The sequence below is a fragment of the Sideroxydans lithotrophicus ES-1 genome (genome assembly GCF_000025705.1).
In the GTDB taxonomy this organism is placed as follows: domain Bacteria; phylum Pseudomonadota; class Gammaproteobacteria; order Burkholderiales; family Gallionellaceae; genus Sideroxyarcus; species Sideroxyarcus lithotrophicus.
In genome coordinates this window covers 2,399,405-2,413,166 of record NC_013959.1, presented here as the reverse complement: position 1 = coordinate 2,413,166, position 13,762 = coordinate 2,399,405, and the positions used below count along the sequence as shown (strand labels likewise).

Sequence of the window (13,762 nt, the reverse complement as noted above, 5' to 3'; positions counted from 1 at the left end):
AAATCATTTTCCCTGCTTGGATAGACGAATCGTCGCCGCACACTCCGTCACCAGTTCCTGCCCGCGATACACCAGTCCGCTGTACACCTGCACCAGTGCCGCACCCGCTTGCATCTTCTCGACAGCATCCGAACCCTTGAGGATGCCGCCCACGCCGATGATGGGCAACGTGTCGTTCAATTCGGCGGCGAGCTGGCGGATGACGGCGGTGGACTTCTCGCGCACCGGCGCGCCGCTCAAACCGCCGGTTTCGTTGCCGTGCGGCAGGCCTTCCACGCCTTCGCGCGAGAGGGTGGTGTTGGTGGCGATGACGCCGTCGATGCGGTGTTTGATGAGCAGTGCGGCGATCTGCTTGACCTGCTCGCTGTCGAGGTCGGGGGCGATCTTCACGGCCAGTGGCACGTATTTGCCGTGCTGCTGCGCGAGCTTTTCCTGTTCCGCCTTGAGTTGTGCGAGCAGTGCGTCGAGTTCGTCGCCGCCCTGCAATTGGCGCAGGTTCTTGGTGTTGGGCGAGGAGATGTTGACCGCGACATAGCTGGCATGGGCGTACACCTTGCGCAGGCCGATGAGGTAATCGTCTGCCGCCTTCTCGATCGGCGTGTCGGCGTTCTTGCCGATGTTGATGCCGAGGATGCCTTTGTATCTCGCGCGCTTCACGTTCTCGATCAGCGCATCCACGCCTTCGTTGTTGAAGCCCATGCGGTTGATGATGCCCTGCGCCTGCGGCAGGCGGAACATGCGCGGCTTCGGGTTGCCGGGCTGTGCGCGCGGCGTGACAGTACCAATCTCGATGAAGCCGAAACCGAAGGCGGCGAGCGCGTCGATGACTTCACCGTTCTTGTCGAGGCCGGCCGCCAATCCCACCGGGTTGGGGAAGGTCAGGCCCATCACCGTGCGCGGGTCGTTCGCCGGACGGCTGAACAGCAGCGAAGTGACGCCGAGGCAAGAGGTCTTCCTGAGCGCTGCGATGGTGGCGTGGTGCGCGCTCTCGGCATCAAGCGCGAACAGGGCGGGGCGGAACAACTGGAACATGGACATTACTGGTCTTTCTTGGAAACGACAGGTATGGGGAACGGTTTCTTTTTGAATATATCGGAGCGATTCTTGCCGCGCCAGCCCTCGGCGAGGGCATCGCCGATCTGCAGGCACAACAGGCCGAAGACGGACAAGCCTGCGACCAGTTGCCATGTGCTCGCGGCGAGATAGATCGCGCCTCCGCTCAAACGATAAGCTGCCAGGGCGATACTGCCAGCCACGATTCCGGAGATGGTTCCCAGCAATACACGGCTCCAGTCTCCCTGCGCCAGTCCGGAGAAGACGGTGCTCTCATGCCACAGCAATTGCAGTGCGGCGAGCAGCAATAGCGGAGCAAGCCAGAACAGCCAGCTCAGGCGGTCGATCCAGATCGTTCCGGCAATCAATCCGGTCAGCGCTGCCAGCAATAGAAGCTTTGCGGTCATTTCGGGCGGAATGGCAGGCAGGGCGAATCTGCGTGTGCTCAATCTGACGACTCCGGGCAGCCCGGCCAGCCACAGGCGTGTGATCAGGATGGCTGGCAACAGGACGGTGCCGCACAGGGCTGCGAACAATAACGCCTGGGTGACGGAGCCTGCGGGGGTGAACCATGTGCCAGCGAACAGGTTCAGATATGCGAGCAGGGTTCCCGCTACTGCGCCCGCGACGCAATTCCACAGCAGATAGCTGCGCTGCGAATGCAGCAGGCTGTGGCCGGTGCGATGAAAGGTGAGTGTGTCGAGCAGGGTGGCAAAGGCGAGCAGGGCGAGTGTGCTGAATATCGCTGGCAGCAAGAACGGACCGGCGATGGCGACCGGCACATCCCATTCCCGACCCGAGAGCGACAGCGCCAGGGGGGGCAAAGACAGCAGGGCGAGGATCAGCGCGGCCAGGCGGGTCTTCATGGACGATCGTTCTGCAAGATCGTCTGCCATGCGCCGTCCTGCAAGCCTTGCAGCGGCTGGAAGTTGGCCTTGTACGCCATCTTGCGGCTTCCTGCTATCCAGTAGCCGAGATAAAGGAAGGGCAGCTGCAACTTGCGGCACAACTCGATTTGCCACAATACGTTATACGTGCCGAAGCTGGCATGCGGGACATCGGGGTCGTAGAAGGTATACACCGCAGACAATCCATCCTGCAGTACGTCGATCACGCTGACCATGCGCAACGCGCCGTTGTCGCGGAACTCAACCAGCATCGTGTCCACATGGCTTTGCAGCAGGAAGTTGCGGTATTGCTCGGGGCTGTCGTCGTCCATGCCGCCGTCGCGGTGGCGAGCATCCTGATAACGGCGGTACAGCTCGAAATATTCCGGCTTGTCCTGCAGCGCATGTATCGTCGCTTTCAGGTCGTAATGGTGTTTGCAGCTGCGGCGTTGCGAGCGGGTGGTCGTAAAGTCGGCGACCACCACGCGTACCGGTACGCACTGACGGCAGGTATCGCAACGCGGACGGTAGGTGAACGTGCCGCTGCGGCGAAAGCCATGACGCACCAGTTCGGAATATACGGGCGTGGAGATGAGGAAGCTGGGGGTGGCCACTTGCGAACGCGCTTCCAGTCCATCCAGATAGCTGCATGGATAAGGCGCAGTCAGATAGAGATGCAAAGCTGAAAGCGGGATGTCGTTGAGCAGGCTCATGTGTAAAGATCGTCGTCGAAACGCCAGTCGGTTACCGGCGTATAGTTTATCAAGTCTTGCAGGCGGGCGATGAATTCCTTGCGCGGTATCTCGCGCGCGCCGAGCGATGCCAGATGCGGCGTGTTCATTTGACAATCTATCATGCCGAAATTCCACCTTGTGAGCTGCGCAGCCAGATGGGCGAGCGCGATCTTGGAAGCGTCCGTCCGGCGACTGAACATGGATTCGCCATAGAACATCCTGCCCAGCGCCATCCCGTACAAGCCGCCAACAAGCTTGCCGTCCAGCCAGGTTTCCACCGAATGTGCATAACCCATGCGGTGCAACTCGCAATAGGCGGCGATCATCTCCTCATGTATCCAGGTGCCCGACTGGCCTTCGCGCGGTGCAGCGCAGGCGCGCATCACTTGCTCGAAGGCGCTGTCGAAGCGGACTACGTGACGGCCATTGCGCAGGATCTTGCGCAATGAGTGGGAGATGTTGAACTCTTTTGGAAACAATACCATGCGCGGATCCGGGCTCCACCACAGGATGGGTTCACCCTCACTGAACCAGGGGAATATACCGTGGCGATAAGCTTCAAGCAGTCGCGTGGATGAAAGGTCGCCACCGGCTGCAAGCAATCCGTTTGGCGAGAGCAATGCCTGATCAACCTGAGGGAATGAAACGTCTTGCCGTAATAGCGGAATCATAGTGTATTAACAGTGATATAGGCCGATTGACATATGGTCAATGCGGTTGATTTATGCTTATATTATGGCCCATACACAGGATACAAACGCGGGAGTCGCGATGTTGGGAATTTTTGGCAAGAAATCGGATCACCCGCTGGCGGAAATCAAAACGGCGCAACAAGTGCTGGAGGAGATACCGAAGAACGATGCGCTCAAAGCGGTGCAGGAATTGACTGGCTGGATCGAATCGATCATCGAATTGGCCGATGGCTTCCGTCTGGATCACGAGTTCGCCGTACTGCGCATGCTGGATGAGGCTGCGCAGCCGTATGTGCGCAAACTGTTGCGTGATTACTTCACCGTGCAAGCGTTGTCCAAATTCCAGGAAAACCGTCTCTGGACGACGCTGACGGATTTCTACACACAGAGCGAACTCGCTCATCATGACGTGCTGATGCGATTGAGCAACGGTGCGCGCGGTGCTTCAGCCATCAAGATGGACATGGCATTATTGAGTTCGCGAGGTATTGCCGCCCTGGGCGGAAGGCTCAAGCTGGCCGTGGCGCGTTACTCATTGGTCGAATCCGATCTGTGGCAACATCTTTCCGATTTCTATGCACATGCTGAAAGGCACCGATATCAGCACCATGCCGTGCCTTTATATGCCGGGGTGCCGGGCAATACCTCGGTGACCCAGGAATTCGCAACTTTGCTGACGTGGTACGGAGTAAGCGCAGGCGTACTGAGCCCTTTGCAGGAACATGTCACCGAGCGCCTGATCGCTTATGCGGGCGAGAAACTGACGGTGTTTGACCAATACAACGCCAATGGCTTGTTCGTTTTCGACCTTTCCCAGCCAACGCCGCCGATGCGGCTGGCCAGCGATACCACCCTGCACTCGTCGTTGCGCTTCTTTGTGGCGACCGATGCGCTGCCGAAGTTGAACGGCGTGCTCAAAACGCTGGAAAAGGGCATCGTTCCGGACGATGTCAATCTGGTCGGGACGACTTACGAAGCCGAAATGGTGCGCGATATTCTGCGCCGACTCATCGGAAGCCTGACTCAGCCCCCTCCGACGCGGCGCAATCCACGCCGCAAGATCAGCGTGAGCCTGAAAGTGGCTAACGGTTTCTATCAAATGCTGGAGCATGCGGATGCGGGCCTGAATTTCTTCAATCCGGATTCAGGGGAAACTTGGGAGGTGGAGGATATCAGCGCCACTGGTTTTCGCAGCGTTGTTCCAATCGCCCGGGCAGAAGGTGTCAAGGTCGGCTCCTTGATCGGCAGCAAGCCGGAGAACATCAGGCACTGGGGGGCAGGTATCGTGCGTCGGCTGAGCCGGGATGGGGACAACAACCTGCACATCGGCGTGGAGGTATTGAGCCCGCAGATCGTCGGTGTCGCACTGGCGGACAGGGGCGATGTCGTCGATGAGGGAGGCCAGCTCGCGTTGTATCTGAGCAGGCCCGGCGACACCAGCGGGGAAGCCTGGCTGCTGATGAAGCCGGACGCTTTTTCGCTGAGCCGTAGTCTGAACATGGAATTGAGCGGCAAGGGATATCTGTTGCTGCCGCTATCGCTGGTCGAAAACGGCGAGGACTATGATCTCGCGCGTTTTCGCCTGATGGAACAGGATGTCACGGCAGAATAGGCTGTCAGCCGGACAGCCTGCGCGCCAGCCATAGTTCGATGTCGCGGATCTCTTCGGGGCACACTGCATGCGGCATGTCGTAGCCATGCCACTCCAGTTCATAGTGCTGCCGCGATAACATATCGGCAGAAGCTTTGCCGAAAGCATAGGGAATGACCGGATCGCCATGCCCGTGCGCCATGAATATGGGCGTGACTTTGGCGCAGGCATCTGCTTCAGCTTGCAGTGTCTGCGGAAGCGGCAGATATGTGGAGAGCGCCAATATCCCACCCAGTTGCTCGGGGTGGCGCAATCCGGTATGCAGTACGACAGCTCCACCCTGCGAGAATCCGGCCAGGAAGATATTCTTTGCTGCCACTCCTCGCTGCCTCTCCTGAGCGATCAATTCTTCGATCTGGATTTGCGATGCACGAATACCTTCGGAGTCTTCCCGCCTGCCGATATTGGCAGATATTTCCGCTGAAGCTGCGCCGGTCAGGATGTCGTACCAGGCGCGCATCACATAGCCGCCGTTGATGGTTACGGGGCGCATAGGGGCGTGCGGAAATATATAGCGTACAGCGACAGGGAGTTCCAGTTCTTCTGCGATGGGCACAAAGTCTTCGCCATCCGCCCCCAGCCCATGCAACCAGATGATACTGTGTTTCGGTTCTTTGCCTGTTTCAAGGGTGATATTGGGGAGAATAGGGGGCATTTCCGTCATTGATCCAGTTTTAGATTAAAGGGGTTGGGAATTAGGATTTATGCTAAGTTAATCAGAAGATATGCCGCTAATATATCTATGTGCTTATAAAAACAAAAGAGTTTGGGGGAGCAATGAAAAGACACATCACACCGACATCCGTCGAACGAGTCATGCGTGACGATGATTTTATCGTTTCCATGACCGACCCGAAAGGAATCATCACTTACTGTAACCGCATCTTCATCGAGTTTTCAGGTTATAGCGAAACTGAGCTGCTGGGCTCGCAACACAATATCATCCGTCATCCGGATATGCCCCGTGCCGTGTTCAAACTGCTGTGGGACAAAATACAGAACCGCGAGGAGTGCTTCGCTTACGTCAAGAACATGTCAAAGGATGGCGGCTTCTATTGGGTTTTCACCAACGTCACCCCGGTCTTCGATCCTGCAGGCAACATCTCGGGATATTTCTCGGTTCGCCGCAAACCCAAACAGAGCGGTGTGCAGACGGCAAGCGCGGTATATGCCGCCATGCTGGAAGCGGAGAAGAAGGCAGGCGCTGCAAATGCCATCGCCGCGGCAACCAAGGTGTTGGTCGATATATTGAACGAGAAAGGACTCAGCTATGACGAACTCGTCCTTGCAATTTAAGTTCTCCGTGCTGTTATGGTCGTTCTCGGCCATCACGCTGGTGATCATCCTGACCAGTTTCGCATTGAACGGGGTGGATATATTCATGGTGACTTTTCTCGTGATCAGCATCGGGATGTCGGCCTGGGGACAAAGACTGGTGCGCCAGTGGATGAGGCCGGTGGCGCAATTGAAGGCGGTGGTGGACGAAGTAGCCCAAGGCAAGTTCAATGGACGGGTGACCGGGATATCCAGAACTCATGACGAAATCAGCATGTTGTGCTGGAGCGTGAACGACATGCTGGATCAATTGAACACCTTCTTCCGTGAACAGGGGACCAGCTTCCGTGCCAATCTGGATGGAAAGTTTTATCGCGAAGCCCTGCCAACAGGTATGCATGGCGGTTTCAAGAAAGGACTGGAGAACCAGAATGTCCTGCTGGAAGGAATGGCGGAGCAGAAACTGGGCGCAATGCGTTCGCACCTGCTGTCCCGGGCGCATGAACTCAACACCAACAATCTGCTGAAGAATCTGGTTTCGAGCCAGCAGGATCTGCGCGTGATCACTGACAACATGGCGCAATTGGCATCCCTGTCCAGGCGCACCCGTGAAGACGCTGATGAAAGCCGCACTTCCGTGAGCGATGTGGTCAAGCGCTTGTCCGGCATCGTCGAGCGGGTGAACCATGCCAATGAGTCGATCACTGAACTGAACGCCCGCAGTTCCGAAATCAACAAGGCAGTCGGTCTGATCAATTCGATCGCAGACCAGACCAATCTGCTGGCTTTGAACGCGGCGATCGAGGCGGCCAGAGCTGGCGAGGCCGGGCGGGGTTTTGCGGTGGTGGCTGACGAGGTGCGCAAACTTGCAGAGAACACCAAGAATGCCTCCGAATCCATCGGGCGCATCATGAAGATGCTGCAGGGCGAGGCATCCAGGATGCTGGTGGAATCGGAAGAAATGCGCGAGATCGCCAACTCGTCTCAAGGGGTGATCGGGCAGTTGGAAAAGAAGTTCGGACATTTCTACGAGTCTGCAGTCACTACTTTGAACGGAGCGCGTTATGCCTAGGATCTGAGTTTTGCCTCGCTGGTCAAAGTCGATCACATTATTTACAAGCAACGTTCCTATGTGCTGGTCGGCCAAAAGGACAATGATGAGTTCAGGAAGGCCGTTGAGGTCGATCACCATGACTGCCGCCTCGGCAAGTGGTACGAGGGCGAAGGCAGGACGGTGTTCGGTGAGATGCCGTCGTTCAAGCAACTGCTTGTCCCGCACGGCAAGGTGCACGATTCCGTGAAAATGGCGGTCGGCCTGCTGGATCAGAAATGGGAACGCGATACGGGAGTGCAGGACAAGATCATTGAGGCCATGAATGCCGCCGAAGAAGCCAGCATGAGCGTGATGCAGATACTCGACAAAATCGTCGAAGAGAAACATCCGCACATGGTCAAGGTTGCATAAGCGTTCGATCCTTGATGGGGGTTTATACTACGGTTCGGGAATGATTTAGCGGAGTACCTGGAACAGTTCGCGGTGACTCTTGGGTGGGCGGCCCTGACACGGTGGGGCGGAGCCCGCGGTGCGGGAAGGGCCGCCACGCACCTCCTCCCGCAAACGGCTGGCTGCGCCAGTAACGTGTCGGAGGTGCGCCCTGACACGGTGGGGCGGAGCCCGCGGTGCGGGAAGGGCCAGCGAGCCTCCGGCTTATGCGGTCTGCATCAATTTGGTTCGGGAATGATTTCGCGGAGTACCTGGAACAGTTCGCGGTAACTTTTAGGAGGCTTGGCAGCCTCCTTTTCCTTTTGTGCGTTGCGGATCAGGGTTCGCAAACGCTGGGCATCGGCCTCGGGGTGCGCCGCAAGTAATTGAGTGAGGGCATCCGGCTGCTCCAGCAGGCGGTCGCGCCAATGTTCGACCTGGTGCAGCCATGCGGTGTGTTGCCGGGATACGCCGTTCCATGCGTCCAGCTTGGCAATGATGGGGGCAGGTTCCACGTCGCGCATCAAGCGGCCAATATATTGCAGCTGGCGACTGAGCGCGCCGAATTTGGTGATGCGCTTGTACTCCAGAATGGCCTCCAGCAGGTTCTCATCCAGATCAAGTTCGCGCAGTTTCTCATTCGACAAAGCAGTGAGCGTCTTGCCGAGATCCTGCAATTCGAGCATCTGCTTCTTGATCTTGGTCTTGCTGGGAGGAAGTTCCTCTTCCAATTCGTCGTTATGGCGTTGGCGCGTGTTCATGGTGTCGGTAAGGTTCAACAGATGTTGCTATGATAGCGCCTCCCGACGAACCAGCCTGCCGAATTTTATGAATGCCAACGCTTCAAAAGTCTCACATACAGCAGATATCCTGCAGCAAATCGCTTCAGATATCGTCAGCTATGCCCGTCAACAGGGTGCTTCCGCCTGTGCCACAGAGGTATCCGAAGGTTTTGGACAGGCCGTTACCGTACGCCAAGGGAAGGTCGAAACCATCGAATACAACCGGGATAAAGGCATAAATGTCAGCGTCTATATCGGCCAACGCCGTGGCAATGCCAGTTCCTCGGATTTTTCCAGGCAGGCTGTGCGCGATACCATTGATGCGGCTCTCAATATCGCGCGCTATACCGCAGAGGATGACTGTGCAGGATTGCCCGATGCCGACCAGCTTGCCACAGAATTTCCCGATCTCGATTTGTACCATCCCTGGGAACTCAATGTGGAGCAGGCGATTCAGCTGGCAAGCGAATGCGAACAGGCCGCGTTCCGCACCGACAGGCGCATCAGCAACTCCGAAGGTGTCACTGTCAACCTCAACGAGGGGCGATTTGTGCAGGCGAACAGTCTGGGGTTCATCGGCGGTTACCCCAGTTCGCGCCATAGCGTCAGCTGTTCGGTTATCGCGGGCAAGGGTGATTCCATGCAACGCGATTACTGGTACGGTTCGGCGCGTAATGCGCGTGAGATTCTGAAAGTGGAAGAGATCGGTCGTATCGCCGCCGAGCGTACCGTTCGTCGCCTGAATGCCCGCAAGCTCGACACCATGCAGTGCCCAGTTCTGTTTGAAGCTCCGGTTGCGGGCGGCCTGTTCGGCCATTTCGTCGGTGCCGTGAGCGGAGGCAGTCTGTATCGCAAAGCTTCCTTTCTGCTTGACCAACTTGATGAACCCGTCTTTTCCGGGCATGTCCACATTGATGATGTGCCGGACATCAAGCGTGGACTGGCGAGCAGCCCCTTCGATGATGAGGGAGTGCGAACCCGACGTCGCACCATCGTGGAAGGCGGCGTACTGCGAGGCTACTTTCTGGGCAGCTATTCCGCACGCAAGCTTGGTATGCGAACCACTGGCAATGCCGGTGGCACCCACAATCTCGTCGTGCGACCTGGCCCGCTGGACTTCAATGGGTTGTTGCGCCAGATGCAACGCGGTCTGCTCGTCACCGAGCTGCTAGGCCATGGGGTCAACCAGGTCACCGGTGATTATTCTCGCGGCGCCGCAGGTTTCTGGGTCGAACATGGCGAGATTCAATATCCGGTGGAAGAGATCACCATCGCCGGCAACCTCAAGGAGATGTACCAGCACATCGTTGCAGTTGGCAACGATGTGCTGGTACAAGGGGCGCGCCAATGTGGTTCGGTACTGATCGAGAATATGACGGTGGCGGGGAGATAGCGGCGTTGAACAACAAATTGTGCTCGAAGTGAGACAGCCAGTTTAAATACGTTGACTCATCCAATCAGGCTTGGTTATATAACCATACCAATCGTATGGTCAGTGTTTGGTGTTAACCGGAACTGGAGGAAAAAGCATGGGTTTTTTTTCGAGACTGTTTGGACACGATGAGCACGATGAAGAACACAGGGAGAACATTCGCAAGAGCATTCGTTCCGAGATCAATATAGCCGAATGCATTGATGCGCATATGAAATGGAAGGGGCGCCTGCAGAGTTATCTGGAGGGAACGTCAAAAGAGCAGCTGGATCCCATGGTGATTTGCCGCGATGATCAATGTGTGCTGGGAAAATGGATCCATGGCGCGGCGCTCAATTACTTCCATAACGATGAAGGTTTCCATAAATTACGTTCCGATCACGCGAACTTCCATTTTGTGGCGGGCTCGATAGTGAAAAAGGTGCAGGAAAAAGATTTGGCAGGTTCGGATGCGCTACTGAAGAGCGAGTATGCGCGTGCCTCCCGCGATGTCATCCAGGACCTGACTGAGCTGAACAAACATCTGCAACAGTCTGATATGTAAGTGGGGATTGTGGGTATGCCCATGATGCTGCAAGAGGAGTAAGCAGCCGGAATCCCATTCCTTGTGTCGGCTTCGATATTACGCAGAAGCCATGAACATGGCTTCTGCGTGCATCTGCTGTAGAGTTGTCCGCAGTCGATCAGGCATCTATTGTTGATACCAAAATACTATGGGGCCTTGGTATGTTCAGGTTCCGGCGAATTCATGATGTTGCCGGCAGCCAATCCGACGAGGGCGATGCCAGCCATCACGCAAATCATCCCAATATACATGTTGAACACAAAGCCACCGACCAGCCACAGGGCAACTGCTGCGATGATCGAGAGTACGAGAGTGCGCGTCTTGGAATCCATTTATAAACCTTTCTTGTTAAAATTCAGTTAATTCGGTTATCAGCCGAGGCCTGACAAGAAGAGTAACCAAAGTTGGCCAAAAGAGGAAGTCCAACTTTCAGTTCGCCTTGCCATTTTGCAATAGCCGCCAAATCGGCCGAAGTACTCCAGATGGAATCAAGTTTCAAGTTTGCAGTTCAGCCACAAGCGGCAAATTTACCGGCGCGGACAAGAATGGATCTGCATAAATATCGCGCATGGATGCTCCGGCAAAAAACACCTGCTTTTTCCCGGCCTTGACCATCTCGGGATGGCCGCACAGAAAAACCCGCCAACCGGTGAGTCCCGGATTGTCTTTCAGCGCCACATCAAGCACCATTCCCGAGGCATAGCCTTGCGGAACATCATTGCCGGAAATGCAAGGCGTATAGACAAAATTGGGGTGGCTCGACTCCAAAGATCTCAATTCTTTGGACAGGTAGAGCGATGCGACGGTCTCACTGCCGTGATAAAGCTTGATCGAGCCTTGATGCCCTTGTAAAAGCGCATCCCGGATGATTCCATACAGCGGGGCCAAACCCGAGCCGGTCCCGATCAGCAATATATTCTGGTCGGGACGGCCTTGCGTGTAAAAGCAATCCCCGGAGGCATCCGAAATATCTATGTTGTCCCCGACATTCAATCCTTGATGAATCCATTGGCTGACTAGGCCGTTGGGTACTTTCCTGATATGGAATTGCAAGTGCTCGTCAATTTCCGGCACGCTCGCCAGGGAATACGAGCGCGCCGTCGAAGTGTCTTTATACAAGTTGATGAACTGGCCGGCTTTGTAGTCCAGTTTTATGTCTGGACGCAGCTGCAGGCAGGCGATTTCTGTATTCAGCGGTTTTATTGCCGTGACAGTGGCTGAAAATTTACCCGTGCCAGCTTTGGGGAGGGCTATCTCGATATCCTCCTCGGGGTGGCAGGCGCAGGCGAGAAAAAAATTCTGGGCAACAAGCGTGCTTTTTAACCCGGCTTGTGCGGATGCTGGCACTTTTCCCTTGACGGCCTGCATCAGGCAGGTCTGGCAAAGACCCGCATGGCATGATGAGGGAATAATCACACCATGGGCAGTCATGCAGTCGAGCACGGATTCTTGCGCTTTGCACTGAAATGACTGCCCGCCATAAGTGATACTGGACATGATGTGATTCCTGCTTATTTGCCTAGAACATCGTTGCGGGTGCTTTCGGCGATTGCTGCGGCTTGAGCAATGAGATTGCCGGGAACATTGAGTTCTGTCAGTGTTGCGCCCAGGTTTTCCATTACTGCGTCAAAATGCGAATCATTCAGACCTTGCTTGACCAAGTGTGCATGGCCCTTTCTCATGTCTTCGCCGGTGTAATTGTGCGGTCCGCCGAATGCCATCGTCAAAAACGCTTTTTGCTTGGCGGCTTGCTTCTCCATGTCGACACCATCAAAAAAACGTTTGATACGGGCATCTTGCAACACTTTGCGATAGAAAATGTCCACAGCAGCGTTGACTGCGCCTTCACCACCAATTTGTTCGTACAAACTGCTCATTTCTCACTCCCTCCAAATTTTGATAGCCTACAATGTCCGTTTATAAACAAAACGGTCTTTACTTAAAGAACGAAAATGGTATACATTCTTAACGCTTTCTTAACATTTGATGTGTAGTTAAGCTCAAAAGCGCATAATATGTATTCCAAATACATCTTATGTTCGGGCATTATTCTTTGTCAAGCGTGAATTAATAAACTGCGGAAATTAAATATTGTGAGACTCACTATTTACACAGACTATTCGCTACGAGTGCTTTTGTACCTGGCTTCCAAGCCGGGGGAAACGGCCACGATCACCGAGATCTCCGACTTCTACAACATTTCGCGCAATCATCTGGTAAAGGTGGTGCATAACCTCGGGCTGAATGAGTTCATCATCACCAGCCGCGGCAAGAATGGTGGGATAAAGCTCGCTCGTGCGGCCGAAGCAATATTATTGAGCGATGTGGTCAGGAAAACTGAGCCCGATATGGATCTGCTGGAATGCTTCAATGAAAGTACAGACAACTGCGTGATCAGCTCGGCTTGCCGACTGAAGTCGATGCTGTATGAAGGGCGGTCGGCCTTCATGGCTGTATTGGAGAAAAACACGCTTGCGGATGCAGCAAGACCGCTAGCTCAAGCAAGATCAGGCAAGACCGTGGTTGTGGATGTCTCGAATCTGCGGCGCTAGGTTCCGCAGCGAATTCACCGCCCAGCAGGCTGTTGCAGAAATTGGCAGTTTGCCACAAACGTGGCAATTTTCAGTTGGCAAATTTCTTGAGTAATGTGTTCAGCCAGCCAGCAACCTCCTGATCGTCACTATCAAGAACTTTCTTGACTGACTCGACATAGTCCCGGTCTTCCCCTTTTATGTGGCTTGCCAGCCACCCCTTCAATAATCGCAACAGCTCAGGCGCGACATCCTCTCCCTTGGCGGCTCGCCCTCTGATGTCGGAGACCTTTTTCATGAAAATTTCGTGTATTCGCTGGTGCGCCTTGAGGAAGGGATATCCCGCTTTTTCCTGCAGATCTTCTTCAAACTCGAAGTGGGTCACCGTGTAATTGAGCAACCCTTCCATCACGTGGCTGGTCTCTTCGGTGTTGCCGGTTTGGCATGCATCATCCAGTTCGTTGATGAATTCAATGATGCGCTTGTGTTGTGCATCAATGACCGGAATGCCAGATTCCAGGTCCCGCGTCCATTCCATGTATGCCATGGTTCTCCCCTTGCAAGCCTGCTGGTTATTGTTTTGAGTGCAACGCCTGATTTAAGAAAGATACCTGATTTTGTGCCAGTAATCCAATGTGTGTTCGCGCGACAAATTGCGGCCCGGAGGGTTAGGCGCG

17 protein-coding genes and 1 pseudogene are annotated in these 13,762 nt (G+C 55.2%); 8 read left to right on the top strand and 10 right to left on the bottom strand.

Features of this window, described 5'->3' with window-relative positions:
- Positions 1-3 precede the first annotated feature (3 nt).
- The 4 genes from SLIT_RS11935 to aat are packed head-to-tail and all read right to left on the bottom strand — an operon-like array spanning position 4 to position 3,345.
- The gene (locus SLIT_RS11935) at positions 4-1,038 is read right to left on the bottom strand and encodes a quinone-dependent dihydroorotate dehydrogenase (RefSeq protein ID WP_013030511.1); all 1,035 of its coding nucleotides are present in this window, start codon (positions 1,036-1,038) and stop codon (positions 4-6) included.
- On the bottom strand, positions 1,038-1,949 hold the full coding sequence (locus tag SLIT_RS11930; protein ID WP_150103004.1) for a hypothetical protein: 912 nt from the start codon (positions 1,947-1,949) through the stop codon (positions 1,038-1,040). The genes SLIT_RS11935 and SLIT_RS11930 overlap by 1 nt, the downstream gene beginning before the upstream one ends.
- On the bottom strand, positions 1,916-2,653 hold the full coding sequence (locus SLIT_RS11925) for an arginyltransferase (RefSeq protein ID WP_013030509.1): 738 nt from the start codon (positions 2,651-2,653) through the stop codon (positions 1,916-1,918). Before SLIT_RS11925 ends, SLIT_RS11930 begins: the two co-directional genes overlap by 34 nt.
- On the bottom strand, positions 2,650-3,345 hold the full coding sequence (gene aat, locus SLIT_RS11920; protein ID WP_013030508.1) for a leucyl/phenylalanyl-tRNA--protein transferase: 696 nt from the start codon (positions 3,343-3,345) through the stop codon (positions 2,650-2,652). The genes SLIT_RS11925 and aat overlap by 4 nt, the downstream gene beginning before the upstream one ends.
- A 100-nt stretch (positions 3,346-3,445) precedes the next feature.
- On the opposite strand from aat, the gene SLIT_RS11915 reads away from it, so the two are divergent.
- The gene (locus SLIT_RS11915) at positions 3,446-4,978 is read left to right on the top strand and encodes a cyclic-di-GMP receptor FimW-related protein (protein WP_013030507.1); all 1,533 of its coding nucleotides are present in this window, start codon (positions 3,446-3,448) and stop codon (positions 4,976-4,978) included.
- A 4-nt stretch (positions 4,979-4,982) separates the two neighbouring features.
- On the opposite strand, the gene SLIT_RS11910 is transcribed toward SLIT_RS11915, so the two are convergent.
- Positions 4,983-5,672: an alpha/beta hydrolase gene (locus SLIT_RS11910; protein ID WP_013030506.1), complete on the bottom strand. Its 690-nt coding sequence runs from the start codon at positions 5,670-5,672 to the stop codon at positions 4,983-4,985.
- A gap of 122 nt (positions 5,673-5,794) precedes the next feature.
- Between SLIT_RS11910 and SLIT_RS11905 the strand changes: the two genes are divergently transcribed.
- The 4 genes and pseudogenes from SLIT_RS11905 to SLIT_RS15370 all read left to right on the top strand — a co-directional run bounded on the left by SLIT_RS11905 (position 5,795) and on the right by SLIT_RS15370 (position 7,757).
- Positions 5,795-6,313: a PAS domain-containing protein gene (locus tag SLIT_RS11905; protein ID WP_013030505.1), complete on the top strand. Its 519-nt coding sequence runs from the start codon at positions 5,795-5,797 to the stop codon at positions 6,311-6,313.
- Positions 6,288-6,596 (top strand): annotated as a pseudogene (locus SLIT_RS16350) (HAMP domain-containing protein); the annotation flags it as partial. The gene SLIT_RS11905 and the pseudogene SLIT_RS16350, both read left to right, overlap by 26 nt.
- Positions 6,591-7,364 carry a methyl-accepting chemotaxis protein gene (locus SLIT_RS16345; RefSeq protein WP_317623672.1) on the top strand — a complete coding sequence of 258 codons (774 nt, stop codon included), beginning with the start codon at positions 6,591-6,593 and terminating at the stop codon, positions 7,362-7,364. The pseudogene SLIT_RS16350 and the gene SLIT_RS16345, both read left to right, overlap by 6 nt.
- Positions 7,365-7,367: 3 nt before the next feature.
- Complete coding sequence (locus SLIT_RS15370; protein WP_083775042.1) at positions 7,368-7,757, top strand: CZB domain-containing protein; 390 nt, start codon at positions 7,368-7,370, stop codon at positions 7,755-7,757.
- Between the two features lie 257 nt (positions 7,758-8,014).
- Here SLIT_RS15370 and yjgA read toward each other — a convergent pair whose 3' ends face one another.
- Positions 8,015-8,536 carry a ribosome biogenesis factor YjgA gene (yjgA, locus tag SLIT_RS11895; protein WP_013030504.1) on the bottom strand — a complete coding sequence of 174 codons (522 nt, stop codon included), beginning with the start codon at positions 8,534-8,536 and terminating at the stop codon, positions 8,015-8,017.
- A gap of 67 nt (positions 8,537-8,603) precedes the next feature.
- Between yjgA and pmbA the strand changes: the two genes are divergently transcribed.
- Together pmbA and SLIT_RS11885 are read left to right on the top strand one after the other, a co-directional pair.
- A complete protein-coding gene (gene pmbA / locus SLIT_RS11890; RefSeq protein ID WP_013030503.1) occupies positions 8,604-9,950 on the top strand; it encodes a metalloprotease PmbA in 1,347 nt (448 codons plus the stop codon).
- A gap of 136 nt (positions 9,951-10,086) precedes the next feature.
- The gene (locus SLIT_RS11885; RefSeq protein ID WP_013030502.1) at positions 10,087-10,533 is read left to right on the top strand and encodes a CZB domain-containing protein; all 447 of its coding nucleotides are present in this window, start codon (positions 10,087-10,089) and stop codon (positions 10,531-10,533) included.
- Between the two features lie 167 nt (positions 10,534-10,700).
- Here SLIT_RS11885 and SLIT_RS11880 read toward each other — a convergent pair whose 3' ends face one another.
- The 3 genes from SLIT_RS11880 to SLIT_RS11870 form a co-directional block, all read right to left on the bottom strand.
- Positions 10,701-10,886 carry a hypothetical protein gene (locus SLIT_RS11880; RefSeq protein ID WP_013030501.1) on the bottom strand — a complete coding sequence of 62 codons (186 nt, stop codon included), beginning with the start codon at positions 10,884-10,886 and terminating at the stop codon, positions 10,701-10,703.
- 163 nt (positions 10,887-11,049) lie between these two features.
- Positions 11,050-12,051, bottom strand: coding sequence for a 2Fe-2S iron-sulfur cluster-binding protein (locus SLIT_RS11875; protein WP_013030500.1), 1,002 nt, complete (start codon positions 12,049-12,051; stop codon positions 11,050-11,052).
- Positions 12,052-12,065: 14 nt separating this feature from the next.
- On the bottom strand, positions 12,066-12,431 hold the full coding sequence (locus SLIT_RS11870; protein ID WP_013030499.1) for a group I truncated hemoglobin: 366 nt from the start codon (positions 12,429-12,431) through the stop codon (positions 12,066-12,068).
- Positions 12,432-12,647: 216 nt separating this feature from the next.
- Here SLIT_RS11870 and SLIT_RS11865 point away from each other — a divergent pair, with 216 nt between their 5' ends.
- Positions 12,648-13,106 carry an Rrf2 family transcriptional regulator gene (locus SLIT_RS11865; RefSeq protein WP_013030498.1) on the top strand — a complete coding sequence of 153 codons (459 nt, stop codon included), beginning with the start codon at positions 12,648-12,650 and terminating at the stop codon, positions 13,104-13,106.
- 70 nt (positions 13,107-13,176) lie between these two features.
- On the opposite strand, the gene SLIT_RS11860 is transcribed toward SLIT_RS11865, so the two are convergent.
- On the bottom strand, positions 13,177-13,632 hold the full coding sequence (locus tag SLIT_RS11860) for a bacteriohemerythrin (RefSeq protein ID WP_013030497.1): 456 nt from the start codon (positions 13,630-13,632) through the stop codon (positions 13,177-13,179).
- Positions 13,633-13,762: the final 130 nt, after the last annotated feature.

Bases quoted from the DNA above. Each gene is read 5' to 3' on its own strand.
- pmbA (WP_013030503.1), top strand. From the start codon at position 8,604: ATGAATGCCAACGCTTCAAAAGTCTCACATACAGCAGATATCCTGCAG.
- SLIT_RS11875 (WP_013030500.1), bottom strand. From the start codon at position 12,051: ATGTCCAGTATCACTTATGGCGGGCAGTCATTTCAGTGCAAAGCGCAA.
- SLIT_RS11860 (WP_013030497.1), bottom strand. From the start codon at position 13,632: ATGGCATACATGGAATGGACGCGGGACCTGGAATCTGGCATTCCGGTC.
- SLIT_RS11930 (WP_150103004.1), bottom strand. From the start codon at position 1,949: ATGGCAGACGATCTTGCAGAACGATCGTCCATGAAGACCCGCCTGGCC.
- SLIT_RS11925 (WP_013030509.1), bottom strand. From the start codon at position 2,653: ATGAGCCTGCTCAACGACATCCCGCTTTCAGCTTTGCATCTCTATCTG.
- SLIT_RS11885 (WP_013030502.1), top strand. From the start codon at position 10,087: ATGGGTTTTTTTTCGAGACTGTTTGGACACGATGAGCACGATGAAGAA.
- SLIT_RS11915 (WP_013030507.1), top strand. From the start codon at position 3,446: ATGTTGGGAATTTTTGGCAAGAAATCGGATCACCCGCTGGCGGAAATC.
- SLIT_RS11870 (WP_013030499.1), bottom strand. From the start codon at position 12,431: ATGAGCAGTTTGTACGAACAAATTGGTGGTGAAGGCGCAGTCAACGCT.
- aat (WP_013030508.1), bottom strand. From the start codon at position 3,345: ATGATTCCGCTATTACGGCAAGACGTTTCATTCCCTCAGGTTGATCAG.
- yjgA (WP_013030504.1), bottom strand. From the start codon at position 8,536: ATGAACACGCGCCAACGCCATAACGACGAATTGGAAGAGGAACTTCCT.
- SLIT_RS11880 (WP_013030501.1), bottom strand. From the start codon at position 10,886: ATGGATTCCAAGACGCGCACTCTCGTACTCTCGATCATCGCAGCAGTT.
- SLIT_RS16345 (WP_317623672.1), top strand. From the start codon at position 6,591: ATGCTGGATCAATTGAACACCTTCTTCCGTGAACAGGGGACCAGCTTC.
- SLIT_RS11935 (WP_013030511.1), bottom strand. From the start codon at position 1,038: ATGTCCATGTTCCAGTTGTTCCGCCCCGCCCTGTTCGCGCTTGATGCC.
- SLIT_RS11905 (WP_013030505.1), top strand. From the start codon at position 5,795: ATGAAAAGACACATCACACCGACATCCGTCGAACGAGTCATGCGTGAC.
- SLIT_RS11910 (WP_013030506.1), bottom strand. From the start codon at position 5,672: ATGCCCCCTATTCTCCCCAATATCACCCTTGAAACAGGCAAAGAACCG.